The 24674-nt window shown below is 53.7% G+C and carries 22 protein-coding genes; 10 read left to right on the top strand and 12 right to left on the bottom strand.

Annotation, left to right across the window (positions count from 1 at the left end; translation table 11 throughout):
- Window positions 1-142: 142 nt before the first annotated feature.
- Both ABJM21_RS01145 and ABJM21_RS01140 read left to right on the top strand, forming a co-directional pair.
- The gene (locus tag ABJM21_RS01145; RefSeq protein ID WP_348302406.1) at window positions 143-670 is read left to right on the top strand and encodes a ubiquinol-cytochrome C chaperone family protein; all 528 of its coding nucleotides are present in this window, start codon (window positions 143-145) and stop codon (window positions 668-670) included.
- A complete protein-coding gene (locus tag ABJM21_RS01140) occupies window positions 667-1206 on the top strand; it encodes a DUF177 domain-containing protein (protein WP_348302407.1) in 540 nt (179 codons plus the stop codon). Before ABJM21_RS01145 ends, ABJM21_RS01140 begins: the two co-directional genes overlap by 4 nt.
- Here ABJM21_RS01140 and ABJM21_RS01135 read toward each other — a convergent pair.
- Window positions 1203-3986, bottom strand: coding sequence for a [protein-PII] uridylyltransferase (locus ABJM21_RS01135; RefSeq protein ID WP_348302408.1), 2784 nt, complete (start codon window positions 3984-3986; stop codon window positions 1203-1205). The two genes, ABJM21_RS01140 and ABJM21_RS01135, sit on opposite strands and share 4 nt — an antisense overlap.
- Window positions 3983-5689: a class I adenylate-forming enzyme family protein gene (locus tag ABJM21_RS01130; protein ID WP_348302409.1), complete on the bottom strand. Its 1707-nt coding sequence runs from the start codon at window positions 5687-5689 to the stop codon at window positions 3983-3985. The genes ABJM21_RS01135 and ABJM21_RS01130 overlap by 4 nt, the downstream gene beginning before the upstream one ends.
- A gap of 63 nt (window positions 5690-5752) precedes the next feature.
- Here ABJM21_RS01130 and lgt point away from each other — a divergent pair, with 63 nt between their 5' ends.
- Window positions 5753-6655, top strand: coding sequence for a prolipoprotein diacylglyceryl transferase (gene lgt / locus ABJM21_RS01125; protein WP_348302410.1), 903 nt, complete (start codon window positions 5753-5755; stop codon window positions 6653-6655).
- Window positions 6648-7712: an SAM-dependent methyltransferase gene (locus ABJM21_RS01120; RefSeq protein WP_348302411.1), complete on the top strand. Its 1065-nt coding sequence runs from the start codon at window positions 6648-6650 to the stop codon at window positions 7710-7712. Before lgt ends, ABJM21_RS01120 begins: the two co-directional genes overlap by 8 nt.
- A gap of 21 nt (window positions 7713-7733) precedes the next feature.
- Here the strand turns inward: ABJM21_RS01120 and ABJM21_RS01115 are convergent, their stop codons facing one another.
- The 4 genes from ABJM21_RS01115 to ABJM21_RS01100 all read right to left on the bottom strand — a co-directional run bounded on the left by ABJM21_RS01115 (window position 7734) and on the right by ABJM21_RS01100 (window position 11266).
- Window positions 7734-8330, bottom strand: a complete 597-nt coding sequence (locus ABJM21_RS01115) for an ABC-type transport auxiliary lipoprotein family protein (protein WP_348302412.1) — start codon at window positions 8328-8330, stop codon at window positions 7734-7736.
- Window positions 8331-8357: 27 nt separating this feature from the next.
- Window positions 8358-9305 (bottom strand): MlaD family protein, encoded by a 948-nt coding sequence (locus ABJM21_RS01110; protein WP_348302413.1) that lies wholly within the window; start codon window positions 9303-9305, stop codon window positions 8358-8360.
- 63 nt (window positions 9306-9368) lie between these two features.
- Window positions 9369-10154, bottom strand: coding sequence for an ABC transporter ATP-binding protein (locus ABJM21_RS01105; protein WP_348302414.1), 786 nt, complete (start codon window positions 10152-10154; stop codon window positions 9369-9371).
- On the bottom strand, window positions 10154-11266 hold the full coding sequence (locus tag ABJM21_RS01100; protein WP_348302470.1) for an MlaE family lipid ABC transporter permease subunit: 1113 nt from the start codon (window positions 11264-11266) through the stop codon (window positions 10154-10156). Before ABJM21_RS01100 ends, ABJM21_RS01105 begins: the two co-directional genes overlap by 1 nt.
- 115 nt (window positions 11267-11381) lie before the next feature.
- Between ABJM21_RS01100 and ABJM21_RS01095 the strand changes: the two genes are divergently transcribed.
- Complete coding sequence (locus ABJM21_RS01095) at window positions 11382-12053, top strand: HAD-IB family hydrolase (RefSeq protein ID WP_348302415.1); 672 nt, start codon at window positions 11382-11384, stop codon at window positions 12051-12053.
- A 203-nt stretch (window positions 12054-12256) separates the two neighbouring features.
- Here the strand turns inward: ABJM21_RS01095 and ABJM21_RS01090 are convergent, their stop codons facing one another.
- From ABJM21_RS01090 to pepN, 4 genes are all read right to left on the bottom strand, one after another.
- Window positions 12257-13534: a cystathionine gamma-synthase family protein gene (locus tag ABJM21_RS01090; RefSeq protein ID WP_348302471.1), complete on the bottom strand. Its 1278-nt coding sequence runs from the start codon at window positions 13532-13534 to the stop codon at window positions 12257-12259.
- Window positions 13535-13631: 97 nt separating this feature from the next.
- A complete protein-coding gene (locus ABJM21_RS01085; RefSeq protein WP_348302416.1) occupies window positions 13632-15038 on the bottom strand; it encodes a DASS family sodium-coupled anion symporter in 1407 nt (468 codons plus the stop codon).
- Between the two features lie 38 nt (window positions 15039-15076).
- A complete protein-coding gene (pgeF, locus tag ABJM21_RS01080; RefSeq protein WP_348302472.1) occupies window positions 15077-15811 on the bottom strand; it encodes a peptidoglycan editing factor PgeF in 735 nt (244 codons plus the stop codon).
- 40 nt (window positions 15812-15851) lie between these two features.
- Window positions 15852-18464, bottom strand: a complete 2613-nt coding sequence (pepN, locus tag ABJM21_RS01075; protein ID WP_348302417.1) for an aminopeptidase N — start codon at window positions 18462-18464, stop codon at window positions 15852-15854.
- Window positions 18465-18570: 106 nt separating this feature from the next.
- On the opposite strand from pepN, the gene ABJM21_RS01070 reads away from it, so the two are divergent.
- Window positions 18571-19866, top strand: coding sequence for a M48 family metallopeptidase (locus ABJM21_RS01070; RefSeq protein ID WP_348302418.1), 1296 nt, complete (start codon window positions 18571-18573; stop codon window positions 19864-19866).
- A gap of 3 nt (window positions 19867-19869) precedes the next feature.
- Entirely contained in the window at window positions 19870-20670 is an 801-nt protein-coding gene (locus ABJM21_RS01065) for an SDR family oxidoreductase (protein WP_348302419.1), read from the top strand.
- On the opposite strand, the gene ABJM21_RS01060 is transcribed toward ABJM21_RS01065, so the two are convergent.
- Entirely contained in the window at window positions 20626-20946 is a 321-nt protein-coding gene (locus ABJM21_RS01060) for an NAD(P)-binding protein (RefSeq protein WP_348302420.1), read from the bottom strand. The genes ABJM21_RS01065 and ABJM21_RS01060 overlap by 45 nt on opposite strands.
- A gap of 136 nt (window positions 20947-21082) precedes the next feature.
- Here ABJM21_RS01060 and ABJM21_RS01055 point away from each other — a divergent pair, with 136 nt between their 5' ends.
- Genes ABJM21_RS01055 through ABJM21_RS01045 form a run of 3 tightly spaced genes read left to right on the top strand, consistent with a single transcriptional unit; the run spans window position 21083 to window position 23265 of the window.
- On the top strand, window positions 21083-21442 hold the full coding sequence (locus tag ABJM21_RS01055; protein ID WP_348302421.1) for a DUF393 domain-containing protein: 360 nt from the start codon (window positions 21083-21085) through the stop codon (window positions 21440-21442).
- Window positions 21442-21936 carry a DUF427 domain-containing protein gene (locus tag ABJM21_RS01050; RefSeq protein ID WP_348302473.1) on the top strand — a complete coding sequence of 165 codons (495 nt, stop codon included), beginning with the start codon at window positions 21442-21444 and terminating at the stop codon, window positions 21934-21936. The genes ABJM21_RS01055 and ABJM21_RS01050 overlap by 1 nt, the downstream gene beginning before the upstream one ends.
- 3 nt (window positions 21937-21939) lie before the next feature.
- Window positions 21940-23265: an AarF/ABC1/UbiB kinase family protein gene (locus ABJM21_RS01045; protein WP_348302422.1), complete on the top strand. Its 1326-nt coding sequence runs from the start codon at window positions 21940-21942 to the stop codon at window positions 23263-23265.
- Between the two features lie 168 nt (window positions 23266-23433).
- Here ABJM21_RS01045 and ABJM21_RS01040 read toward each other — a convergent pair whose 3' ends face one another.
- On the bottom strand, window positions 23434-24612 hold the full coding sequence (locus tag ABJM21_RS01040) for an SRPBCC family protein (protein ID WP_348302423.1): 1179 nt from the start codon (window positions 24610-24612) through the stop codon (window positions 23434-23436).
- Window positions 24613-24674 lie beyond the last annotated feature (62 nt).

Below are 24674 nucleotides of genomic sequence, written 5' to 3'. Positions count from 1 at the left end.
ATCACTATAGCAGTTTATTTCCTGCTTATCATAAGGCCCATTGCATCTCGCGGTACAAATATCAATATCCCCTGTATGTAGTCTTAACATAAGCGACTGTCAGCCGTTGGCGTCCAAAATGAAATCGGGGTCCAAATCAACAATGTCTTTCTTGAATGAGCTACTCGGGCGCAAAAACCCCAATCTGGTCATGCAGCCGCTTTACAATGCCGTGATTGCAGAGGGGCGCAGACCCGACTGGTATGAGAAAGGCGCGGTTCCGGACACGCTTGATGGCCGTTTCGACATGATTGCCGCCATTTTGTGCGCGGTCTTGATCCGAATGGAACAAGCCGAAGATGCAAAACAGGAAATCGCCTGGCTCACCGAATTATTTGTCAAAGATATGGAAGGGCAATTACGGCAAATCGGGATTGGTGATATGATCGTCGGCAAACGCGTCGGCGAAATGATGGGTGCGCTAGGCGGCCGTCTCGGTGCCTATCGCGATGCTTTCGCCAACAAAGCAGGCATTGATGACGCGCTGACTCGCAACCTCTATCGCGGAGAAGCCCCAGAACCGGCAGCACTAGATTTCACAACCACAAATTTCACGAGCTTTTATGATCATTTGACTGGCACAGCTACCGATCAAGTCATTGCCGGAAATATTGCAAAGGCATCCTCATGACTGCATCACAACCACTACCCTCGCCGGAAATGTCCCAGATCGTTAAGCTATCCGATATTGGCGGTGCGCCTTTGACCGGTAAGATTGTTGCCACTGAGGCTCAGAGGCAAGCGCTAGCCAAACGCTTTGATCTGCCTACGATCGCGTCGATCGTGGCAGACTATCGCTTGGAGGCCAAGGAGCATGAGATCACCTTCAAAGGCACAATCCAATCCGACTTGCATCAGGCCTGTTCAATCAGCGGACAGCCTTTTCCCGTTGCTGTTGCCGAAGATTTTAACATTGTCTTTGTGGAGAAAACCGAAATTCCTCCCAGTGAGGAAGAAGTGGAACTCGCATCGGAAGATTGCGACGTGATAGAATATGAAGCAGCGCAGATCGATCTTGGTGAGGCCGTTGCGCAAACCCTGTATCTCGCGCTTGATCCCTATCCACGTGGACCGGACTCCGATGCCATTGCCGAAAAAAACGGATTGAAAAGCGAAGAGGAGGCTGGTCCTTTTGGTGCTCTGGCAGCACTGAAAGACAAGCTTTAGGCTTTTTCGCTTTCCGGTTCTTTTTGCGTAGCAGCCTTGGTCAGCTTCTTCTTCAAACTATTTAACCGCGCCTTGCTCTCAATCTTTCCGCCGAGCAAATCAGTGATATAGAAGGTATCCACAGCACGCTCGCCATAGGTCGCAATATGGGCGCTGTGCACCGTGACTTTCGATTCGAATAGCGCATAGGCCAGTTCATTGAGCAGTGCCGGACGGTCTTGCGCAGTCACTTCGATAACCGTGAAGCGGTTGGACGCGTCATTGTCGACCATCGCATTGGGCACGATGTTGAATGCGCCAGCCCGCGAATGGGCGAGCGGACGGGCATCTAACTTCGTCGCCAGTTTCGAGCGGTTGGCGAGCGCATCTTCGACCGCCTGCTTCAGACGCTCAAGCTGCGTATCTTCCGCAAAGGGCTGGCCATGCTGATCCTGAACAAGAAAATTATCCAGCGCCATCCCATCTCGCGTGGTGTGGATACGAGCATCAATAATATTGCCGCCAGCGACGTGAATACCGCCCGCAATCCGATAGAAGAGTCCTGGATGATCCGCAGCGTAAATGGTGACCAATGTCGCACCGCGTTCCGGATAGGCATCTGCCGATATCGCCAAATTATCCTCACCGGCCCGCAGCATCAGCCGGGCGTTATGCGCGATAATATCATCCGGCTCTGCAATCCAATAAGGATCGGTCAGGCGTTTTGCGAGTTTCGTAAATTGCGGTTTTGGAATATCCAAAGCCTCGGCCAGGGTTGCCTTTTTCTCGGTAATCCGTTCTTTTCGGCCGCGCTGCTTGTGACCGAGTAACAGCATTTCCTCTGCCGCTTGAAACAAATCGGTCAGCAATTGTCTCTTCCAGCTATTCCAGACGCCGGGACCTACCGCGCGAATATCAACGACAGTCAATACGGTGAGCAAGCGCAAACGCTCTATGCTTTTCACTTGGCTGACAAAATCCTGGATGGTTTTGAAATCCGATAGATCACGCTTAAATGCCATGGCCGACATCAACAGATGTTGCCGCACCAGCCAGGCCACCAATTCCGTTTCATAGGGTTCCAGCCCCAGCCGCGGGCATAGCTTCATCGCCACTTCGGCGCCCAAGATACTATGGTCACCGCCTCGTCCCTTGGCAATGTCGTGCAACAACGTCGCAACAAATAGCACCCGCCGGTTTTTCAGCTTCTTGATCGTTTCGGTCGAATTGGGGTGATCATCAACCAGATCACCGCTACCGATCCGTGCCAACAATCCAATGGCGCGGATGCTATGCTCATCGACCGTATAATGATGATACATGTCAAATTGCATCTGCGCGACGACGCGGCCGAAATCGGGAATGAAACGGCCAAAAATCGAGGCTTCATTCATCCAGCGCAGCACTAGTTCGGGATCACGCGGTGAGCAAAGCACATCCAGAAAAAGTTTGTTCGCGCGGCGGTCTTTGCGAATTTTGTTGGTGATAAGCTTAGCATCACGCCGCGCGGCGCGCATCGCCAGCGGGTGAATTTCCAATCCATGCTTGTCCGCAAGCTGGAAAATCTCGATCAGCCGAACCGGGTCTTCTTCGAAGAAACTTTCGTCCGGCAAAGCGAGCCTGCCGCGGTCCAGTGTAAAGCCTTTCAGCTTCTTGGGCCGCCGCGTTATATTTGGAATGAAACGCCGGACGCCGGCGTTATGCGTTTCATCCAGATGCGCCAGGAACACGCCGGTCAGGTTACCGACAACTTTGGCGTTCAGGAAATAATATTGCATAAAGCGCTCTACGGCTGACTTGCCCGGCCGATCGGCAAAGCGCATCCGGCGTGCAACTTCCGGTTGCAGGTCAAAGGTCAAACGATCCTCCGCCCGACCAGTCATATCATGCATATGACAACGCACAGCCCACAGGAAATTCGCGGCCTTGCGAAAGCGCTTAAATTCAGCAGTCGTTAGCAGGCCAACATCAACCAACTCGGCTGCGGATGCCACCCGGTGAATATATTTGCCGATCCAGTAGAGCGTCTGCAGATCGCGCAAACCACCCTTGCCTTCTTTGACATTAGGTTCGACGACATAGCGGCTATCACCCATGCGGACATGGCGCGCATCACGTTCTGCCAGTTTTTCAGAGACAAAAGTGCGATCCGTGCCGGAGACAACATCGGCATAAAAGCGCGCTTTGGATTCTTCGTAAACGCCGGTGTCACCCCAAATATAACGCCCTTCCAACAAGGCGGTGCGGATACTGAGGTCTTCATTGGCCATCCGGACCATCTCGTCGATAGAACGACTGCTTTGCCCCACCTTCAAGCCCAGATCCCACAGCCAATAAAGCATCGCTTCAATCGCTTGTTCGGTCCAGCTTGTCTGTTTGAAAGGCGTCAGGAAGGCGATATCGACATCGCTATGCGGAGCCATTTCTGCGCGCCCGTAACCACCTACTGCCATCACGGCGATGCGCTCGCCAGACGATGGGTTGCTCACTGGATATTGATGCCCCACGGCAATATCGTGGATAACTCGCACTAGCTGGTCGATCAGAAAAGACTGCGCCGCTGCCGCTTCATGCCCGGCAGACGGCTTTTCAATCAGCCGCCGGCCAATCTCTGCCCGGCCATTCGCCAGCGCCTCTTGCAGCAAAGGCAATATCTTGGACCGCGCTTGACCTATCCCATGTTCGGCAATCAGCGCCTCTACCGCTTCGGCCAGTTTGCGGCGATCAACAATATCCCGCTGCCGGACAATCCGTTTTCCCGGATCAGCTGCCGGCTTGGGTATATTGGCGCTTATATTCATCCGGTGCCGGCCAGCATTTCCCGATGCTTTTTCGCCAGCACGATTTTGGCAATTTTGGCCGTACCCAGCTTCGGCAGCGGCTCTTCATATTGCCAAATATGTACCGGCATTTTGAACGGAGCGAGCTTGTCTTTCAGAAATTCCAAAAGCTCATCCTGCGCTAGTTTCTCTCCATCTTTAACATGATAGACCAGTGCCGGAACTTCACCGAACCGCTCATCATCCACCCCGAAAATACAGGCTTCTGCGATGGCAGTGTGACTGTATATCGCAGCTTCCACTTCCTGACAGCTGATATTCTCGCCGCCACGAATGATAATCTCTTTCTTGCGATCGACAATATAGAGATAACCATCGGGATCGAGATATCCGATATCGCCACTGCGGAAATAACCATCCTTGGTAAAGGCTTCCTTGGTCGCCTGTTCATTATTCCAATAGCCCGTGAAATTGGCGCTGCTGCGGATACACACTTCACCGCGTTCGCCTTGCGCTACTTTATTGCCATCATCATCCAATATTCCGACATCAACAATCGGTGGCGTCGCGCGACCGGTGCTATCGGGTTTCTCGAGATAATTTTCGTTAGTATTCGAACAACCGACACCGTTGGTTTCGGTCAGACCATAGCCGATGAGCGGAAAGCCTTTGCCCATGCCTTCCTTAATCCGCTTCACATGATCGACCGGACGCGGCGCGCCGCCAGCGGCCATGGAAACACAGGTGCTAAGATCATAATCGGCGAGTTTGGGATGCGAATAAATTTCCATGCTCATCAGCGGTACGCCAACAAAATAGGTGACTTTTTCTTTTTCGATGAGACGCATCGCTTCTTCGGCTTCCCATTTTTTCATCATCACCAGCTTACGACCAATTGCAAAGCTGACGAGAATCAGGGGCACGGAAGCGGTAACATGAAATAGCGGCACAGCAACCAATGCGGTTGGCTGAATATCCGGCAATGTTCCGGCCTTTTCCATGAGATGCGCCATAACCGCAAAAGCACCGACAAAACTCATCGCGCCCTGAACAACCGATCGATGTTCCGCATAAGCACCTTTTGACCGCCCGGTGGAACCAGATGTGAACAATATCGTCGCATTGTCCTCTGGCCCCATTTGCGGCAGCGCGGTTTCAGCATCTCCGCCTTTTGCCAAACAGGCCTTCAAACCTTCCAGCGGCGGCACGTCATGCTCAAACAACACTATCTCGGCCCCATGGTCGCGACCCGATTCGGTCAAACGCGCAGCACGCTGATTGTCAGCAAAAACAATCGAGCAACTGACATCCTCAATACCATCAGCCAGCTCATCACCTTGCCACCAGCCATTGAGTTTTGTGGACACGCCACCAGCCATCGTGATCGCCATGTCGAGGATGATCCAGTTTGCCGAGTTGCGTGCCGCAATCCCGATCCGGTCACCTTTTTGAACCCCATGTCCAGCGACGAGACCGCCAGCCAAGACGCGCGCAGCTGCATAAGTATCCTTGAAAGTCAGCCGGATATCGCCATCAACGAGAAATTCCTTGTCCGCATGTTGCATGCAGAAAAAGGCAAAATAATCAGAAACATTATTTGGGGCATTTTTGAAAATGGGCATGTCCACGCCATATTTCTGAACCTTATCCAGCTCCAAAAGCTGTCCCGGTTGCGTCATCGCAGCCAGCGTTTCGTTGATCATCGTGTCTAATGGCGACGGCATTTTAATTTTCTCCCGCAAAGTCAGTTTGGGTTTCCCTCTTGGTATCGGAGAATTTCCCGTTATATGCCCTTGCTATATGACGATGAAACCGAACGGGGAAAAGAGTTGATTGATATTATTCTTGCAAGTGCGGCGCAATTTACGCGATTTGAGGAATTGGGACTGTCTCCCAACGCACTTGACCTTGGGTTTTTCCAGTTAAAATGGTATTCACTGGCCTATCTTGCCGGGATATTGATCGGCTATTGGTATCTTACGAAACTAATCAAAGAACCGGGCGCTCCACTGGCCCGTCGTCATGCCGATGACATGATCTTTTACGCGACGCTGGGAATCATTCTCGGCGGGCGTCTTGGCTATGTGTTTTTCTATAAACCGGAGATCCTGCAAAACCCGATCGAGATATTGCAGGTGTGGAACGGCGGCATGTCGCTGCATGGCGGAGTCTTGGGCGTTGTGCTGGCCATCTGGTATATTTCACGAAAAGAGAAACTCAGTTTCCTGCGCATCTGTGACTATATCGCCTGCGTCATTCCGTTCGGATTACTCTTTGGCCGCCTTGCCAATTTCGTCAATGGAGAGCTTTGGGGCCGGGCCACCGATGTGCCTTGGGCAATCATCTTCCCGATGGGCGGCGAAGTCGCGCGGCATCCTAGCCAGCTTTATGAAGCCGGACTGGAAGGGATACTCTATTTCATCATAACATCGTTGCTCTTCTGGAAAACCGATGCGCGCTATCATCCGGGCAAACTGGTCGGCACTGGCTTGCTAGTTTACGGCCTCAGCCGGTTCACTGTCGAGTATTTCCGTCAACCGGACAAAGGCCTCGAAAATCTTAGCTGGGGGCTGACCATGGGACAGACGCTCACTGTTCCGATGCTGCTGCTTGGTGTCTATCTGGTGTTTACATCGAAAGGCCGCCGCGTCCGTGTTGAACCGACTGCTGGAGACAAGAGCGTTGCCTGACAACCAGTCGGCCGCGCATATTCTCGCCGAAAAGATTGACCGTGAAGGTCCGATCAGTCTCAGCGATTATATGGGTGTCGCCAACGCAGCCTATTACGCGGCGAAAGACCCGATTGGTGAAGATGGCGATTTTGTTACCGCGCCGGAAGTCAGTCAGATGTTCGGGGAGCTCGTCGGCATATGGCTGTCAGACTTATGGCTCCGTAAAGGCAGTCCGGCCCATGTTCATTATGTCGAGCTCGGCCCCGGCCGCGGGACGCTGGCAGCCGATGCGCTGCGCTCCATGGAGAAATTCGGTTGCAAACCGCAGATCCATTTTGTCGAGACCAGCCCATTATTAAAAGCCAAGCAGACGGCACTGCACGATAGTGCCGCATGGCATGAAAGCATTGACAGCCTGCCAACGGACGCGCCGCTTATGGTCGTCGCCAATGAGTTTTTTGATGCCTTGCCAGTGGAGCAATTTGTCTCGACCGAAGACGGATGGCGGCGCCATATGGTTGCACGGGATCGCAATAAATTTGTTGCGGTTCCGGGCATGCATGCAATTGAGACCCCCGTTTCCAAATCGTCTGCTGGCTTACCCCTCGGAACAATATTGGAGAGCTCTCCAGCAAGCGTTCAGATTTTGGGAGACTTGTCTCACAGGATTGCCAAGCAAGGTGGTGCTGCTTTGATTATCGACTATGGCTATGATCGTCCGGGAACCGGCAGCACGCTTCAGGCTGTCAAAGACCATATGCCGATTAGCCCGTTTGATAGCCCGGGAACCTCAGACCTCACCGCCCATGTTGATTTTCATAGCCTGAGCAATATCGCCAAGACCCGCCTTTTGTCGGTCCATGGTCCAGCAGAACAGGGCCAATGGTTGAAAGCGCTTGGGATTGACCATCGGGCGAAAAAACTGGCCGAAGCTGTGCCTAAACAGGCCGAGTCAATTCGGGCCGCGCATCATCGGCTAACACATGTCGATGAAATGGGACGGCTATTTCGGGTGATGGCAGCGACTTCTATGGACTGGCCGGAACCTGAAGGATTTGTTTACGGCGAGAATTAGGCGTCACAATTCTCGGCTATCTCAACCCACCCAGTCGGCAACCTCTGCCACGACCTTATTCGCAGCGCTATTCAACGCCTCACCAACAGGTCCTGCTTCGGCTGCAAACACTGTTTCGCTGGCCTCAAAGCGTCTTTTCTCAACCGGCTCGCCTTCGCGCATTTTTACCGCATCATAGGTGACAGTGACGGTCAAGCTGGGACCATCGAGGCCAAAATTGACCAATTCGCCAGACAAATACGTATCGGCTCTGCCCTGTGCTTGAACCGGGGTCAGCACCAGACGGTTATTTTTGGCGGCGATCGTTTCTGTGAGCAGCCCCTGAAATAGTCGGGCAGGCTTATCGACCCATGTTGCTTCTTTCAAATAGGCGATACCTGTCGCCCCTGTCTGAACCGGCACGCGCACGTTGTTGAGCTTTTGCGGTGTGGAAGGCAAACGGACCACCAAAGCGCCCGCTTGCGGCCCGGCGCGCACGGCGCCAGCATCGACCTGCGAGTCAGAGGTCAGTGACAATAGAAATGGCGGAGGCTCTGCACCGCCAAAACTGACACAGCCACTCAGAATGCCGAGGCCAGCCAAAAGCCCCAAGGATTTTATCTTATGCGATATGGTCATAAAGCCCTGTCTTCCCATTGGTGCCCTCTATTTGCCTGGTTCATAGTCGGGCAGCGCCGGCGACGACAATAATGATCCGGCCCCGCCCTGATCCAATCGCTCTGTCACAGACGTCAGCGACTTCGTCAGCGCTTGCATATCCTGAACCAATTGATCCACTTCCGGCAGTGTCTTGTTACCAAATTGCTGAACACCGGGACGCGCATCGTCCAGTACGACATTCAACGCCGCCATGCTTTTCTCTGCGGCAGCCAAAGTTTTGGTAAGGTTTTTCGCCAATGGCTCGCCATTATTGCTCAATAGCTGATTGGCATTATCCGCAACGGCCGAGAGTTTTTCGGCTGTTTCCCCAGCATTGCGGATCGCAACAGCAGATTCTGTCATTAACGCTTCCAGATTGGGGGCCTGCTTTGCGAGACTACCCGTCAACTGTTCGGTATTATTCAAAATACCTTCGATCGATTCCTGGTTCTTGTCGGACAGCAATAAGGTCAAACGGTCGGTCAATGTCGCCAATCGTTCGACAACCAGCGGTGCGCTGTTGAGCAATTCACCCAAAGCGCCGGGCTTAGTCGGAATCACAGGCACGCCTTCCGGCCCCAACTCCTCAATCGGCGGGGCGTCTTTGACAGCACCATCCAGTTGAATATTGGGCGGCGCGGTAAAACTAATGCTTTGAATGGTCGCCGTTGTGCCTTGCAGGATTGGGGTTTCTTCGCTGACTGCAATACGCACCCGAACGAAATCAGGGTCTTTTTCCCACAGCTCTACATCCAGAACTTGCCCTGACGGAACACCGGCAAAAGTTACCCCTGTACCCTTGGCAAGACCACCCACAGACTGTGCAAAGAAGATATCATATTCCTTCTGCGCGCCATCGCCAAAGCGGACAATCCACACTAGGAATGCAGCCACTAAAGCCAGCAAGGTCAAGGTGATAACACCTACAAGAATATGATTGGACCGTGTTTCCATTATCTTACCTTTATGACCGGCAGCATCCTTGCCTGCAACAAATCTCTAGATTCATTCTGCATTTCAGCCTCCACCGGTTTCTTTCGGAGCCGCCATACGGCCGCGAGGACCGTTGAAATATTCCTGAATCCATGGGTGATCGAGGGCCAGCAGCTCCGGTATTGTCCCGACGGCGATAACCTGTTGGTCCGCCAAAACGGCAACGCGATCACAAATCGCATGCAACGTGTCGAGATCGTGGGTGATCAAGAAGACCGTCAGGCCGAGTGTTTTCTGCAACTCCTTGATCAGATTATCAAAAGCCGCTGCACCGATCGGATCAAGGCCGGCTGTTGGTTCATCCAAGAAAAGAAGTTCCGGATCTAAGGCCAACGCGCGTGCCACACCGGCGCGTTTTTTCATGCCCCCGGACAATTCGGCTGGATATTTCGGCCCCGCTTCCGGCGGCAACCCGGATAAGCCAACCTTATATTTCGCCACTTCCCGGCGAAAATCGCGATCCATTTTGGGATAAAATTCACGGATCGGCACCATAACATTCTCCGCCACGGTCAAGGTCGAAAACAGCGCACCGCCCTGAAACAGGACGCCCCAGCGTTTGCGGATATCAACCGTTTCCGCCTCTGGCCGACCCAGTAGATGATCGCCAAATACCTCAATATCGCCGTGCTGCGGTGTTTGAAGGCCGATGATTGAGCGCATCAGGACGGATTTACCGGTACCCGATCCGCCCACAACGCCCAGAATTTCGCCACGACGGACATCAAGATCAAGTTCGTGGTGAATCACCTGATCGCCAAATTGATTGTGCAGACCCCGGACACAGATGATCGGTTGCTCTTCTGCCATCAAGACCATCCGATCCAGGTGAAGAAGACCGCGAAAAATGCATCAAGGACGATGACCATGAAGATGGCCTGGACCACAGCAGCGGTAGTGCGAAAACCGACTTGCTCGGCATTGCCTTTGACCTGCATTCCCTGATAGCAGCCCGATACGGCGATAATAGCACCGAATACCGGTGCTTTGACAAGCCCGACATAGACATCGGTAATGGGCACCACCTCACGAATCCGCGTGAAAAAAGTGGCAGGCGGGATATCAAGTGCAACCCAACTCAACACACCGCCGCCGATAATGGCAACGATGGATGCGTAGAATCCCAGCAAGGGCAGCATGATCACAGTGGCCAATACTCTTGGCAGAACCAGCGCTTCAATTGGCGACACACCAATGGTCCGCATCGCGTCAATTTCCTCGGTAAGTTTCATTGTACCAAGTTGCGCTGCAAAAGCAGAACCCGACCGGCCCGCGACCATGATCGCGGTCATCAGCACGCCCAGTTCCCGCAAAGTTAGTCGGCCAACCAGATTGACGGTAAACACTTCCGCACCAAATTGTCGAAGCTGGACGGCTCCTTGCTGTGCGATCACCAGTCCGATCAGAAAGCTCATAAGACCGACAATACCCAGCGCGCGAACGCCAACAACGTCAAAACGTTGAATCACCGCATTCCATCGGATTCGTCCGGGATGCCGCATCAAAGAAAGGGCTGCGGCGACCACTGCGCCAAAAAACCCGACCAATCCGGCAAAGGTCTTGATAGCCAGCGTGGTCGATTCCCCGACGTCATTCAATATCCGCAATATCGGATTAGGCGGATCGGGACGCACATCCGTAGGAGGGTCGACACCGCCCACGGTCCGGATCAGCTGATCAACAGCGGGTTCAGCCCCTACAATCTCGACCCTAATGTCGCGCGCTGTCCGATAGATCAGCCAAGCGCCTACCGTATCGACATAGCCAACACCGGATAAATCAATCTTCTGCGCATCGCCTTCATAGCTGCTCAACCGTTCCGGCAAGTCGTCGACAGTGGCGATAGACAGATCGCCAGAAAAACGAAGTGCCATCACTCCATCTTCCATCATCTCTTCGACAAAATCGCTCGGCACTGTCATCACCGCCATTGGTGACTGAAAATCACTGAAAGCTCAAGCCATTATGATAAGTCATTTATTTGGTACATTTTTGAAGCTGCTGCTAACAGAGCAACAATATTGGAAATGGAACACGATGACAAAATTGGCAATTTACGACATGGACCGGACAATTACGGTGCGGGGAACCTATACGCCGTTCCTGTTCCACATGGTTTTCGCGCGCGCGCCATGGCGGTTGGTTTTCCTGCCGCTACTGCCGTTCGGGTTTATCGGCTATGGTCTGAAACTGATCAGCCGCAAGGATCTGAAAACCTATAATCAGCGGCTATTGCTCGGCAGCAAGCCAAGCGTCGCGCAGCTGGAGCCGCATATCGAACGCTATGCCGACAAGGTGATCCAGACAAATAGCTATGCCAAAGCGATCGTGCAGGTCGAAGCCGACCGGGCAGAGGGGCGCAAGCTCGTGCTCGCGACCGCATCCTACGAGCTTTATGTTAATGCGATAGCAACGCGACTGGGTTTTGATGATATCATCGCTACGCGTTTGAAAATCGACGAACAGGGGCAAGTACTGCCGGAGATTATCGGCGAAAATTGCTATGATGTGGCCAAGCTGGACCGGATTAAAAGCTTTCTCGACGAACAGGGTTTGGCGCGAGAAAGCGTGCATATCCGGGCCTATTCCGACCATATCAGCGATGCCCCCATGCTCGACTTTGCCGATGAAGCGGTTGCGACAACGCCCACACCAAAGCTGCGTGCATTGGCCAAGCAGCGTGGCTGGAAAATACTCGACTGGAATTGATTCCTCTCCCCTTTAGGGAGAGGAACATAACGCCCCTCTCGCGATAGAACGCTTTCCTACAATCGGGCCGCTATGGTACACAAAATGGCGGCTCTGTCTCAGTTTTGAATATCGCTCACCAGACAGGTGATCGGCAGGAATATGTTGCCGCTTTGGGGGGTGTGACCCTGTGTGACCCTATCCATTTCCGCGCATCAATCCGCTTAAACCGTTTCCAATGCCTGTTCAAAATCGGCAATCAGATCGTCGGGATCTTCAACGCCAATGGAAATCCGTACCAGATTATCCGTAATGCCAAGCGCCGCGCGGCGATCATCGGGCACGGACAAATGGGTCATGGCCGCTGGCAGGCTCGCCAGAGTTTCGGTTCCGCCGAGGCTGACGGCTAGCTTTGCGATTTTCAGTGCATCCAGAAACGCGAAGGCCTCCGCCTCCCCGCCCTTGATAAATACCGAGAAGGTAGAGCCGGCGCCGCTGCAATGGCGGTCATAGATATCCTGCTGGGACGCATCGGAAATGAAGCCGAGATAGCCCAGCCCTTCCACTTTCGGATGGTCGCGCAGGAAAGCACAGACTTTCTCGGCATTTTCACCGGCGCGGGTCATGCGCAGCTCCAGCGTTTCAAGACTGCGCATCAGCATCCAGGCGGTATTGGGATCACAGATGGTCCCGATTGTGTTCCGGATCGCGCGGATCGGGTCCATATGGGCTTTGGAACCCAGGACTCCACCAGCCACCAGATCACTATGTCCGCCGACATATTTGGTCAGGCTGTAAATCACTATATCGGCGCCATGTTTCAGCGGTTGCTGCCAAAGCGGGCCAAGGAACGTGTTGTCGATCGCGATCGGCGGAACAGCTTCATCAGCAAAAACCTGATTGCGGGCATCGGCTACACCCTCAATGTCCACCAGCGCGTTGGTCGGGTTGGCCGGGCTCTCAAGATAGACAATAGCAACCTTACCGCCATTCTCTGCGGCCTGCGTCTTGGCCTGCTCCAGCAAAGCAGCAACCTCGGATGGACTCGCACCTGCCGGAAAATCAAGGAACGTCACACCAAAGCGACCCAAAATCTTGTTAATCAGCGTTTCGGTGGCAGCATAAAGTGGCCCGCTATGCACCACGACATCGCCCTGATTGACATTGGCGAGCAAAACCGTCGCAATGGCCGACATGCCGCTGGAAAAAACCAGCGCATCTTCCGCTTCGTCCCAGATGCTCAAACGGTCTTCGAGAATTTCCTGATTGGGGCCGTTAAAGCGCGAATAGACCAGACCGTCAGCACCGCCGGGACGCTTGCCGGTAATGCCTTCAAAATGGCGCTTGCCAGCTGCGGCATTTTCAAAGGCAAAAGTAGATGTCAGAAAAATTGGCGGCTTGAGAGAGCCCTCGGATAGGACAGGATCATAGCCATGGCCCATCATCAAAGTGGCGGGTTTCAGCTTGCGTCCGCCAATTTTCTCAATCGGTGCCTTTGGCATGCGGCGGGGCGTTACCGGAACAATTGGATCGTCATTTTGATCGGACATAAATTCTCTCTCCAGCGTAAATTATCTTGAAAGCGCCATGCCGCAAAACTCAACTGATTACAAATGAAACCATCCAGATACAGCCGATGATGATCGGTATCCCGGCCAAGTCGAGCATCAGCCCTGATTTCAGCATTTTCGGCAATTCGATATGATTGGTTGACCAGGCAATCGCATTCGGCCCCGTCCCGGAAGGCAGCATGAAGCCCCAGCTCGCCGCCATTGCTGCGGGCATTGCCAGCAAAACCGGATCGACGCCAGTGGCGAGGATCAGGCTGGCGACAACAGGCATGATCCCGCTGGCCGTCGCGACATTGGACGCAAATTCGGTGACCAGAATGACCAGTGCGACCAACGCTATGGCAATCACAATCACCGGCACGTTCTTAAGCGGTGCAAGCGCCAGCCCCAACCAGTCGGCCAGACCAGACTCAATAATACCAGCCGCTAAGGCCAAGCCACCGCCGAACATCATGATCACGCCCCATGGCGCGCGATCCGCTTCATCCCAATTGAGCAATTTCCGTCCGGTACCGTCAGGTAAAATGAATAACAGCAAGCCGCCCAATATCGCGATGCTGCCGTCATGCACAGCACCAGCTGGAAGCACGGCCTTGATCTGCGGTAGGAACAGCCAGCCGAGAACTACGATAGCCACCACCGGCACGACCCGCTTTTCCGGCAGGCTCCAGGGACCGGCTGATCCGATTGCGGCCCGGGCACCGGCGCCGTCAAAACTATCCTTGCCCACTTTCTGAACCGTGATCAGGATAGCGGCACATACTGGCAGGCCGATGATCACAATGGGTAAGCCGAACATAAGCCAGCTCAGAAAATCGATATCCATACCCAATGTCTTGTTGATCAGGCCAGCGGCAATAGCGTTGGTCGGGCTGCCCACCAATGTGCCCAGCCCGCCGATGGAAGCGGCAAAGGCCACGCCCATGATCAGGGCGCCAGCAAAACCTTCGGTTTCGCCATCCTTTATCCCACCCGCGACCAGCACCGCTACCGCAATCGGTATCATGATTAAGGTCGAAGATGTGTTGGATATCAGCATGCTCAGCAAGGCCGTGGCAACCATGAAGGCGATTAAAATGCCCCATGCGCTTTTCCCCGCCATGCTGACAATCGCCAGCGCCAGCCGTCGGTGCAGGCCGACCCGTTCAATCGCGAGCGCTAGAAACGCTCCGCCGAGGATCAGGAACAGGATCGGCGAATAATATTGGCTGGCCGTTGCCTTCACGTCCATGACGTCCATTACCGGCAGGGCTAGAAACGGCAGCAAAGCGGTCGCAGTAAGCGGCACTGCCTGTGTCATCCACCATGTCGCCATCAGAATCGTGAGCGCTGCGACATGCCATGCCGGGGTGCTCATCGCCGCCGGGGCCGGCACTAACAGCATGGTGACAAAAACCGCTAAGCCAGCAAAAAGTCCGACGCGTTGCGCGTTCATGTGTTTCCCCTCAAGCCCCTATCTCTGCAGGGATAAAGCTAAGCTCGCAGTCCAATCAGCGATATCTGCCGACCATAGCCCGCTTCGCCGCGATGGCAAGAACGGCGGTAGCTGTAATAGCGATGCTCATGCGCATAGGTGTCGAGGCCAAGCTTGTCGATTTTTGCAATACCGGCCTTGGCTAAGCGCTCGGCAACGTAGGCTTCGATGTCGAACTGGAAATGATCAGCTTTGCCGGTTGTGAAATATTGCGAATTGTCAGGGTCTTCATCAACGAAGCGTTCCTGAAATCCAGAATCGACTTCATAGCTCGCCTGCGCAATGCAAGGACCGATAGCGCAGGATATGTTATCCCGCGATGCACCCAGTTCTTCCATCGCCGATATGCTATTGTCCGTTACCCCGCCAATAGCGCCTTTCCACCCGGCATGGGCCGCGCCGATAATCTGTGCCGCCGGATCATAGAATAGCACCGGCACACAATCGGCCGTCAATATACCCAGCAGGAGTCCGGGCCGGTTCGTTACCATCGCATCGACATGCGGGCGCACATCCAGTCCAAAGGGTTCGGTGACTGTCACGACATCGACGCTATGTACCTGATGCAATGTTACCAACTCGCTATCGGGCAAGACTGCCGCTTTTGCCCGCTGGCGATTTTCGATTATGGCACCGCGATCATCGTCGCTACCAAGGCCGACATTCAATCCGGCGTAAATGCCTTTCGAAAGTCCGCCTGCCCGACCAAGGAAGCCGTGAGCCGCGCCCTCCAAAAGCGGTGATGTCGTGATGTCCACCGCTGATGGGCTTTGATCAGGCAAGGCTCTTGCCCACTTGCTCGGACACGTCTTTCGACAGGCCCGGCGTGGCTGCAATTTTCTCGAGTGCTAGCCGCATCAATTCGGACCGGCCTCGTTCGAACCGGCGCCAGCGGCCTAACGGTGGAATGAAACGTGCCGCCGTTTGCGGATTTTGCCCGTCCAACGCGATCACCATATCGGCGATCAGTTGATAGCCTTTGCCCGATGGGCCATGAAACCGCACCGGATTGCTGGTGAAACCGGCATATAGAGCCCGCACGCGATTGGGGTTGGACAAGGTGAAGTCGGGATGCTTCGCAAGACGCTCGATCCGCTTCACAGTATCGCTGCGCTGCGACAGGGCTTGCAGCGTAAACCATTTATCCAGCACCAGCGCATTGTCTTTGAATCGCTTGAAGAAATCTTCAAACGCCCAGTTTCGCTCATCCGCATCCATATGAGACAGGACACTAAGCGCACCCTGCATAGCCGTCATATTGTCAGCGTCCCGATATTGGTCAAATGCCAGCTCCGCGGCATCCTCCACCTGCGATGCCGCGATATAGCTCAGCGTGACATTGCGGAGCTTCCGGTCTGCCCGTGCCGCAGCATCAAGCGAAAACTCACCAGGCACACATTGCTTATACAGCCTGCGGAATTTCCGCTCAAACTGGACACCAATTTTGCCACGTAATTTCTCCCGCGCGTCATGGATCGCCTGGGGATCAACTTCGACCATCTGATCGCCCAGAAAGGCTTCGCTAGGCAGCTGTATGAGTTCTGCCAGAAATGCCCGGTCGATATTTTCATCCGCCAAGACTGCGCCAATGGCTTGCAGGATGATATCGCGATCCGCTGGCGTACCGGCCACCTGCGCAACCAGATAACTGGTCATCAATTGCTGCATCGCCTCGAACCGCGCAAACGGATCATCATCATGGGATGACAGAAAGGCCAATTCTTCGGCTGTCCTGCTGCTTTCGAGAAGGATCGGCGCCGAAAATCCGCGATTGATCGAGAGGATCGGATACTCTTTCTGGCCTTCGAAAGTGAAACTCTGCTCTGCTTGATCAAGTGTGATCAGCTTTTCACCCTCATGCCGACCAGTTTCAGGATCCAGCAGCGCAATTTTCAGCGGGACAACCATCTCAGATGGCTTGGGCGCTAAGCCGCTCGCAGCCAGGCTCTGTTTCAGGTTGAGCGTTGCCACTCCAGTTTGCGGATCATGGTGCAGTTCGGCGGACACACGGGGTGTCCCGGGCGTGCGGTACCAGCCGCGGAATTGCTTCAAGTCGATATCTCCGCCATCTTCCATCGCGGTGACAAAATCCTCGCAGGTCGCAGCTTCGCCATCATGGCGGTCAAAATAGAGGTCGGTGCCTTTGCGAAACTGCTCCGCACCGAGCAAGGTCGCCATCATCCGGATGACTTCCGCGCCCTTGTTATATACGGTGGCAGTATAGAAGTTGGAAATCTCTTGATAGCTTTCCGGGCGGATCGGATGGGCCAGCGGTCCACCATCTTCCGGAAATTGGGCGGCCCGCAAGATACGGACATCTTCAATTCGTTTGAGCGCAGTCGAGCCCATATCTGCGGAGAAACTCTGATCGCGATAGACAGTGAAGCCTTCTTTCAGGCTAAGCTGGAACCAGTCACGGCAGGTGACACGGTTGCCTGACCAATTGTGGAAATATTCATGGGCAACCACACCTTCAATCCCGTCAAAGTCCGCATCGGTCGCAACTTCCGGATCCGCCAATATGTAGCGGGAATTGAATATGTTCAGCCCCTTGTTCTCCATCGCTCCCATGTTGAAATCACTCACGGCGACAATGTTGAACAACCCCAGATCATATTCGCGGCCATAGACGTCTTCATCCCAGCGCATCGAGTCTTTCAGCGCCTGCATCGCATGGCCGGTACGCGGCAAATCACCATCACGGACCCAGATATTCAGTTCCACTGGTTTGCCCGAACGCGTGGTAAAACTATCCGAATTGGCGACCAGATCACCTGCGACCAGCGCGAATAAATAGCTCGGCTTGGGCCAGGGGTCATTCCATTGCGCCCAATGACGGCCGTTCTCACCCTCGCCTTCCTGGACCTTGTCACCGTTGCACAGCAGGATCGGGAAAGTCTTTCTATCACCCTCCATCCGCACCGAATAGCGGCTCAAAATATCGGGCCGGTCGGGGAAGAAGGTAATCCGGCGGAAGCCCTCTGCTTCGCATTGGGTGCATAACATCCCTTGCGATGCATAAAGCCCCATCAACTGCGTATTGGTAGAGGGATCAATCTCGACCGTAATTTCCACTTCATGCGACGTGCCTGTCAGTGGCAATTGCAAGTTGCCGTCGATCAGCTGCCAATCCGTCCACGCCGCGCCATCCACTTTGATCGACGTTGGAATCAAGCCGTCCCCGTCAAGCAACAATGGCTCCTGATGTTTCGCCGATTTCGAGCGACGCACATCAAGGGTGGAACACACCACCGTATGATCCAGACCCAGCTGAAAATCGAGCGCAATGGTCGGTATGAACCAGGCCGGCGGACGATAATCTTCACGGCGGATGATGGCGGGCTCGGTCGCAGGCATGGCTGCATCGGTTTTTTGGATATCTAGCATGGCTATGCTTTATGACCGGCGGCAGTTTACGACAATCAAAATATCAAACTTGACTGTATTGGATTTATAATACAGTTGAGCAAAAAATTCTCAAGGAGGCCTGATCGTGGCATTTTCCAAACCCGCCATAGGCAAGTTGTTACTACTCATTGCCGCATTGGCTATTCCGGCAATGGCAACAGCTGCTGCCGGAGCGTTCGATGTCGAAACCGCCACGCGCGCTTATATCAACACGTTGCAAGGCGAAGAGCTGGAAAAATCCAATAGCTATTTTGAAGGCGGCTATTGGCTCACCCTCTGGGGCGCTGTTGTCGCGTTTCTGGTGGACTTCTTCCTCTTGAAGTCCCGCTTGTCATCCACTTTTCGCGCATGGGCGGAACGAAAAGTAAAGCGCGCATGGGCAGTCACATGGCTGACCTCGATACCCTATCTGCTTGCCAGCTTCCTGTTGACCCTGCCCTGGGTCATCTACACCGATTTTTTTCGCGAAAAACAATATGATCTGATGAGCCAGAGCTTTGGCGAATGGACTGGCGAGCAAGCCATGGGGCTATTCATCACTTTGTTGGTTTTCCCTCTGTTGATTATGGCCATTTTTGGCGTCATCCGCCGCGCGCCAAAGACATGGTGGATTTGGGGAACTGGCGTAATCTCGATATTTCTGTTCATCGGCCTGCTGCTCGGACCTGTGTTCATTTCACCCTTGTTTAACGAATATACGGAGATGGAGCCCGGACCGCTGCGTGACCGTATTGTGGCCATGGCTGCCGAGCATGATGTTCCGACTGAGCATATCTATGTCTTCAACCAATCCAAACAGCATAAACGGATCTCCGCCAATGTTTCCGGCGTTGGACCCACCATTCGCATTTCGCTGAATGACAATCTTCTCGAACGCACCGATCCGGAAGAAGTGGCTGCGGTTATGGGGCATGAACTCGGCCATTATGTGCTGGGCCATACTTGGCGTTCGATTTTCATTATCGCTCTGATCATGGCCATTGGCTTGTTTTTCATCGCACGGATCGCGCCCAAATTAATCGACCGCCATGGCGAAAAATGGGGTATCAGAGATATGACCGATCCGGCTGCTCTACCGCTATTCGGCATATTGTTGACGGTCTATTTCTTGGCGGCAACACCGGCGCTCAATACGCTCATCCGGGTGAATGAAAGCGATGCTGATCTCTTCGGCCTCAACGCTGCTAAAGAACCGGACGGCTTTGCCAAAGTTGCGATGCGGCTTTCCGAATATCGCAAGATTGAACCGGGACCGATTGAGGAAATGTTGTTTTTCGATCACCCATCCGGCGCTACACGGGTGCGAATGGCGATGGACTGGAAGGCGAAAAATACAGAGAACCCGGTCATCGTGAAGCCCGATGACTTGGAGAAAGAATAGCCTATGCCCCATATGCTGATCTTTGGTTTGGGTTACACAGCCAAACGCTTGGCTGATCGACTGCGTGCTGACGGTTGGCAGGTGACCGGTACACGCCGGGAAACAGCAGACGGAGCGATCGCATTTGACGATGAGGCGGCCGTGTTGGCAGCCATTGACGAAGCCACCCATATTATGTCGTCCGTCCCGCCAGCCCGCGATGGCAGCGAACCGGTGCTGGATCGCTATGGGGACGTGATCAAAACCGCGTCTTTGCAATGGACCGGTTATCTCTCGTCCACCGGGGTCTATGGTGATGTCAAAGGCGCATGGGTGGACGAAAGCGCGCCCATTGGTTCCGGGCGGCGCAAAGCCCGCAGCAATGCAGACCTTGGTTGGCAGGCATTGCGCGATGATGTCCGTGTGCTGCGTCTTCCTGGCATTTATGGGCCGGGCCGCAACCCGATCACCCGAGTTCAGCAGGGCAAGGCGAAACGCATTGATGTACCCGACCAAGTATTCAGCCGCATCCATGTCGATGATATCATTGCCGGTGTTGTTGCTTCTTTTGATGGTCCGGCGGGTGTTTACAACATAGCCGACGACCTGCCCGCGCCGCAGCATGAGGTTATCGCTCATGCGGCGCAGCTTATTGGTGTGACGCCACCACCATTGCTATCGCTGGAAGAAGCTGATCTGTCCGCATCTGCCTTGGGATTTTACGAGGAAAATCGCCGCGTGGCTAATAGCAAAGCAAAGCGGCTTTTGGCTTGGGAGCCTTTATATCCGGACTATAAAGCGGGCATGGCTGGGCTGGCAGAATAGCGGCATCTGGCTGCTTTGCAGCACAGGCCATCGGCTAGCCACGCCCAGTTTTCCCCATCCATCTACAACAATTTGGAAAGACGGGTCATGAGCGGTGAAATATTGCGCACCATGATCAAAGCTTATGTCGCCTGCCGCGCTTTCGATGCGCCGTGTTGACATCCGGCCGCCGGGGCCGCGCGCTTTGTCAAACAGGAATAGCTGATGCCCGGCGGTCCGCAGTTGGTCGGCGCAAGCCAATCCGGATAGTCCGGAGCCGATAATGGCAATTTTCATAACTATGTCTTTCGGCCGTATGGCGTTGTCCAAACAAGACGGCCTATGCCGCGCCTGATGGTTTGTTAATCCCGAAACCAGGCATCTAACGGGAAAATTGATCGGGCAATATGTCCCAAAGAACGAGTATGTGAATATGACTGATGTTACAGTCTGGTATGATGGCAGTTGCCCTTTATGCCTACGGGAAATGGCCCTCATGAAGCGTCTGGATAGAAAGAAAGCGATTGAATTTGTCGATCTGACTCGCTTTGAAACGCCCTGCCCGGTGGACCGAAAATTGATGATGGATCGCTTTCACGCTTCGGAAAATGGGACATTACATTCCGGCGCTGCGGCATTCGCGGCGATGTGGCGAGCGGTTCCGCTACTGCGCCCGCTAGGGCTGGCGGCGCGGCGATCATGGATATTGAAACTGCTTGAACGGCTATATTTGCTATTCCTGCAAGTTCGGCCGCATTTGCAAAAAATTGTCGGCGGAAGGATAAAGTCATGATCAGACCAAAGCCTGACCCAGTTCAAGAGGGCCAAGAAAGCGTATGGGACTATCCTCGCCCGGCCATTGCGGAGCCAAGCTCCTCCCGGATTATGATCGAACATCGGGGAATTGTCGTCGCCAACACGCAGTCCAGCATCCGCACACTCGAAACCAGCCATCCGCCCAGCTATTATATGCCTCCACATGACCTTATGCCCGGCGTGCTGCGCCGCGCCGAAGGCAGTTCCTTTTGTGAATGGAAAGGCGCGGCAGTTTATTGGGATGTGATTGTCGGCGATGTCTTATTGCCGCGTGTCGGCTGGAGCTATCCCAATCCCAGCGAAACTTTTGCGATGTTGCGCGACCATGTTGCTTTTTATGCTGCGCCATTTGATCGCTGCTCGGTTGATGGAGAAACCGTTATCCCGCAACCGGGCGAATTTTATGGCGGCTGGATCACCAGCAAACTAGCAGGCCCTTTCAAAGGTATAGCGGGCAGCCGGGGATGGTGAATAATGACAACGGATAAGGACGATCCCAAAAGCCGCTCGGTTCCGCGCGGACGCCTCTCCCGGTTCGGACAATTTGGCCGACTGGCTAGCGGCGTTGCAGGAGGCATGATGGCCGAAGGTGCACGCCGGTTGGCCAATGGCGAGCGGCCTGCCATGCGGGATATGATGCTGACGCCCGGAAATGTTTCAAGGGTCGCAGACCGGCTGTCTCACTTACGCGGCGCGGCAATGAAGCTGGGTCAGATGATCTCGATGGATGCCGGTGACATGCTGCCACCCGAGTTAGCCGAGATCATGGCACGGCTGCGCCAGAATGCGCACCGTATGCCGCCGCAACAGCTGCAGCAGGTATTGGCAGAACAATGGGGGCCGGATTGGCGGAAACGCTTTGCCCGCTTTGGCGCCACTCCGATTGCCGCAGCGTCCATCGGGCAAGTGCATCGTGCCATGTCCCCTGATGGCCGCGATCTTGCGATCAAAGTGCAATATCCGGGCGTACAGGAAAGCATTGATGCTGACGTCGACAATGTCGCGGCCTTGTTGAAAATATCCAATCTCTTGCCACGCGAACTTGATGTCGGGCCGCTACTAAAGGAAGCCAAGAAGCAACTGCACGAAGAAGCCGATTATGTGCGCGAAGGCCAATATCTGACGCGGTTCGGGGAACTGCTTGCCGATGCGCCAGAATATATCGTCCCGGTCCTCGACGAAGAATTCACAACTGATCGCGTGTTGGCGATGAGTTTTGTCGAGGGCAAGGCCATTGAGACGCTCGCTGACGCCCCACAAGACACTCGCAACACCGCCATGCATTTGCTGTTTCAACTGGTGCTGCGCGAAATATTTGAATTCGGGATCATCCAATCCGATCCCAATTTTGCCAATTATCGCTATCAACCAGATACAGGGAAGCTGATATTACTCGACTTTGGCGCAACCCGGCCTGTAGGCCTCGATATAGCCAAGGCCTATAAACGGCTCTTAAAGGCGGCATTTAAAGGCGATCGCACTGCTGTCCGCAAAGCGGCGCTGGCGGCTGGATTTGTCAGCGAAACAGCGGTGACCAAGCACCGCCCGCGCATTGATAACATGATCGACATCATCCTCGGTGAACTCAACCGCCCTGGCCTGTTTGACTTTAACGACCGCAGCTTTGTCGATGCTTTAAGCGAACAGGGCATGGACGTTGCGGCCGACAAAGCAGCCTGGCACATTCCGCCCACCGACCTGCTCTTCATTCAGCGAAAAATCAGCGGCACAGCCTTGCTGGCGGCGCGCCTGAAAGCCCAAATAGACGTTCGCACAATCGTGAATGAACATCTGGATTAGGCTCGGGCACGAAAGATAAGACATAATGTGTCGGCGTTAGCGTCCGCTATAGGAGCAGAAAGAATGTTGGCAAAAACACTCAAGTCAGGTCTATTGCGTTTGAAGTCCGCTGCTATTCGTTGCAACCAGCCCATGGCGGTCCAATAGTTTCAACAATTTTATCTGGCGCTAGGAGCCCATGATTTCTAATTCTCGCGTCAGGGCTTTGTGAAACCTTCCAATCGCACTTTCAAACAAGCCGAATTCCAAAAACTCGTTTGCACCGCTTTTCAAGCCGCGTTGTGCGGACATTACTATATCGCGATCTTCGACAGCTCCTTTGGCAGCAAACTCCTGTCCCTTGAAAACAGCATCCAAAGCTTCGCCGCCTTCTGCGCAATCTGTCAAAAGAAACATGTGCTGACGTGTCAATTCAAGCCCGAGAGGTTCAATGACGACGACTTGGATGCAATCAGGAAAGGTTGAAATTATGATATTGGGGAAAAGGTGATAAACAAAAGTTATTCGACCGTTCGCGGACCATTTTGATTTTGGTTTGTCGCGCAATCCTTCAATTGCCTGATAAGGAAAGGCGATGCGACTATTCTCACCGAACGCCTCAACCACGGTCAAATTGTCATATTGAACCGGAAAGAAGGTTGTCTGATGGGTAGAACGAATATGATAACCTTCCAGCGCGCTCTCGAGATGCAATTTCCAATTTGCCTGAATTTCCGACGTTTCCGTTTTGACCACACGAAAATTCTTTGGGACCACATCCGGTAAATCAGGCGCGTCTTTGTTATCATCGTGATCCGTGCCTTGTCTGACGAAGATCAATCCCGCCTTTTCTAAACAGTCCACCGAAACCAGGCCCCGCGTTTCTTTTTCGAGTCCAGGAAACCCATCGCTATGCGGTGCGCTACGTAGCGCGCCGTCAGTGCCATAAGACCAACCATGATAAGGGCAGACAAATATGCTGGTGCAACCCTGACCACTGGCAACCTGAACCCCGCGATGGCGGCAGGCGTTGCGAAAAGCCCGCACATCACCATCATTTCCCCTGACTATAATTAGCGGAATTCCAGCTGCATCTCTTGCGATATAATCACCCGCTTTTGGCAATGCTGAGGAAGGGCAGAAGACAATCCAACGCCTGCGGAACAGAGCCAATTCTGTATCCAGCCGATTTTCTGAGCGATAGTTTTCTGTTGGCTCCTTCCAGCTCGATTGCCCCCTGTCAGTCGTGCCATTGTCGATATGATCGAAAAGGCGCGCAATTACACTTTCATCTGACATCAACTCGGTTGAACCGTGAATGTCATCAAATCGGGAAATTTCCGTGGTTGCCATAATTTCTGTTTTCATCCGTGCTTCGCAAGATTGACTATTATTATACAATATATATAATTAAGGAATGTAATCAGCAA

This window comes from Parasphingorhabdus sp. (assembly GCF_039977335.1).
Classification (GTDB): Bacteria; Pseudomonadota; Alphaproteobacteria; order Sphingomonadales; family Sphingomonadaceae; genus Parasphingorhabdus.
The sequence above is the reverse complement of the archived record's forward strand: the minus strand, read 5'-3'. Positions and strand labels throughout refer to the sequence as shown.

Bases quoted from the DNA above. Each gene is read 5' to 3' on its own strand.
- ABJM21_RS01055 (WP_348302421.1), top strand. From the start codon at position 21,083: ATGACTGATGTTACAGTCTGGTATGATGGCAGTTGCCCTTTATGCCTA.
- pepN (WP_348302417.1), bottom strand. From the start codon at position 18,464: ATGCTAGATATCCAAAAAACCGATGCAGCCATGCCTGCGACCGAGCCC.
- ABJM21_RS01115 (WP_348302412.1), bottom strand. From the start codon at position 8,330: ATGACCATATCGCATAAGATAAAATCCTTGGGGCTTTTGGCTGGCCTC.
- ABJM21_RS01090 (WP_348302471.1), bottom strand. From the start codon at position 13,534: ATGCCAAAGGCACCGATTGAGAAAATTGGCGGACGCAAGCTGAAACCC.
- ABJM21_RS01140 (WP_348302407.1), top strand. From the start codon at position 667: ATGACTGCATCACAACCACTACCCTCGCCGGAAATGTCCCAGATCGTT.
- ABJM21_RS01135 (WP_348302408.1), bottom strand. From the start codon at position 3,986: ATGAATATAAGCGCCAATATACCCAAGCCGGCAGCTGATCCGGGAAAA.
- ABJM21_RS01065 (WP_348302419.1), top strand. From the start codon at position 19,870: ATGCCCCATATGCTGATCTTTGGTTTGGGTTACACAGCCAAACGCTTG.
- ABJM21_RS01085 (WP_348302416.1), bottom strand. From the start codon at position 15,038: ATGAACGCGCAACGCGTCGGACTTTTTGCTGGCTTAGCGGTTTTTGTC.
- ABJM21_RS01130 (WP_348302409.1), bottom strand. From the start codon at position 5,689: ATGCCGTCGCCATTAGACACGATGATCAACGAAACGCTGGCTGCGATG.
- ABJM21_RS01145 (WP_348302406.1), top strand. From the start codon at position 143: ATGTCTTTCTTGAATGAGCTACTCGGGCGCAAAAACCCCAATCTGGTC.
- ABJM21_RS01100 (WP_348302470.1), bottom strand. From the start codon at position 11,266: ATGACAGTGCCGAGCGATTTTGTCGAAGAGATGATGGAAGATGGAGTG.
- ABJM21_RS01060 (WP_348302420.1), bottom strand. From the start codon at position 20,946: ATGAAAATTGCCATTATCGGCTCCGGACTATCCGGATTGGCTTGCGCC.
- ABJM21_RS01095 (WP_348302415.1), top strand. From the start codon at position 11,382: ATGACAAAATTGGCAATTTACGACATGGACCGGACAATTACGGTGCGG.
- lgt (WP_348302410.1), top strand. From the start codon at position 5,753: ATGCCCTTGCTATATGACGATGAAACCGAACGGGGAAAAGAGTTGATT.
- ABJM21_RS01045 (WP_348302422.1), top strand. From the start codon at position 21,940: ATGACAACGGATAAGGACGATCCCAAAAGCCGCTCGGTTCCGCGCGGA.
- ABJM21_RS01105 (WP_348302414.1), bottom strand. From the start codon at position 10,154: ATGGCAGAAGAGCAACCGATCATCTGTGTCCGGGGTCTGCACAATCAA.
- ABJM21_RS01110 (WP_348302413.1), bottom strand. From the start codon at position 9,305: ATGGAAACACGGTCCAATCATATTCTTGTAGGTGTTATCACCTTGACC.
- ABJM21_RS01040 (WP_348302423.1), bottom strand. From the start codon at position 24,612: ATGAAAACAGAAATTATGGCAACCACGGAAATTTCCCGATTTGATGAC.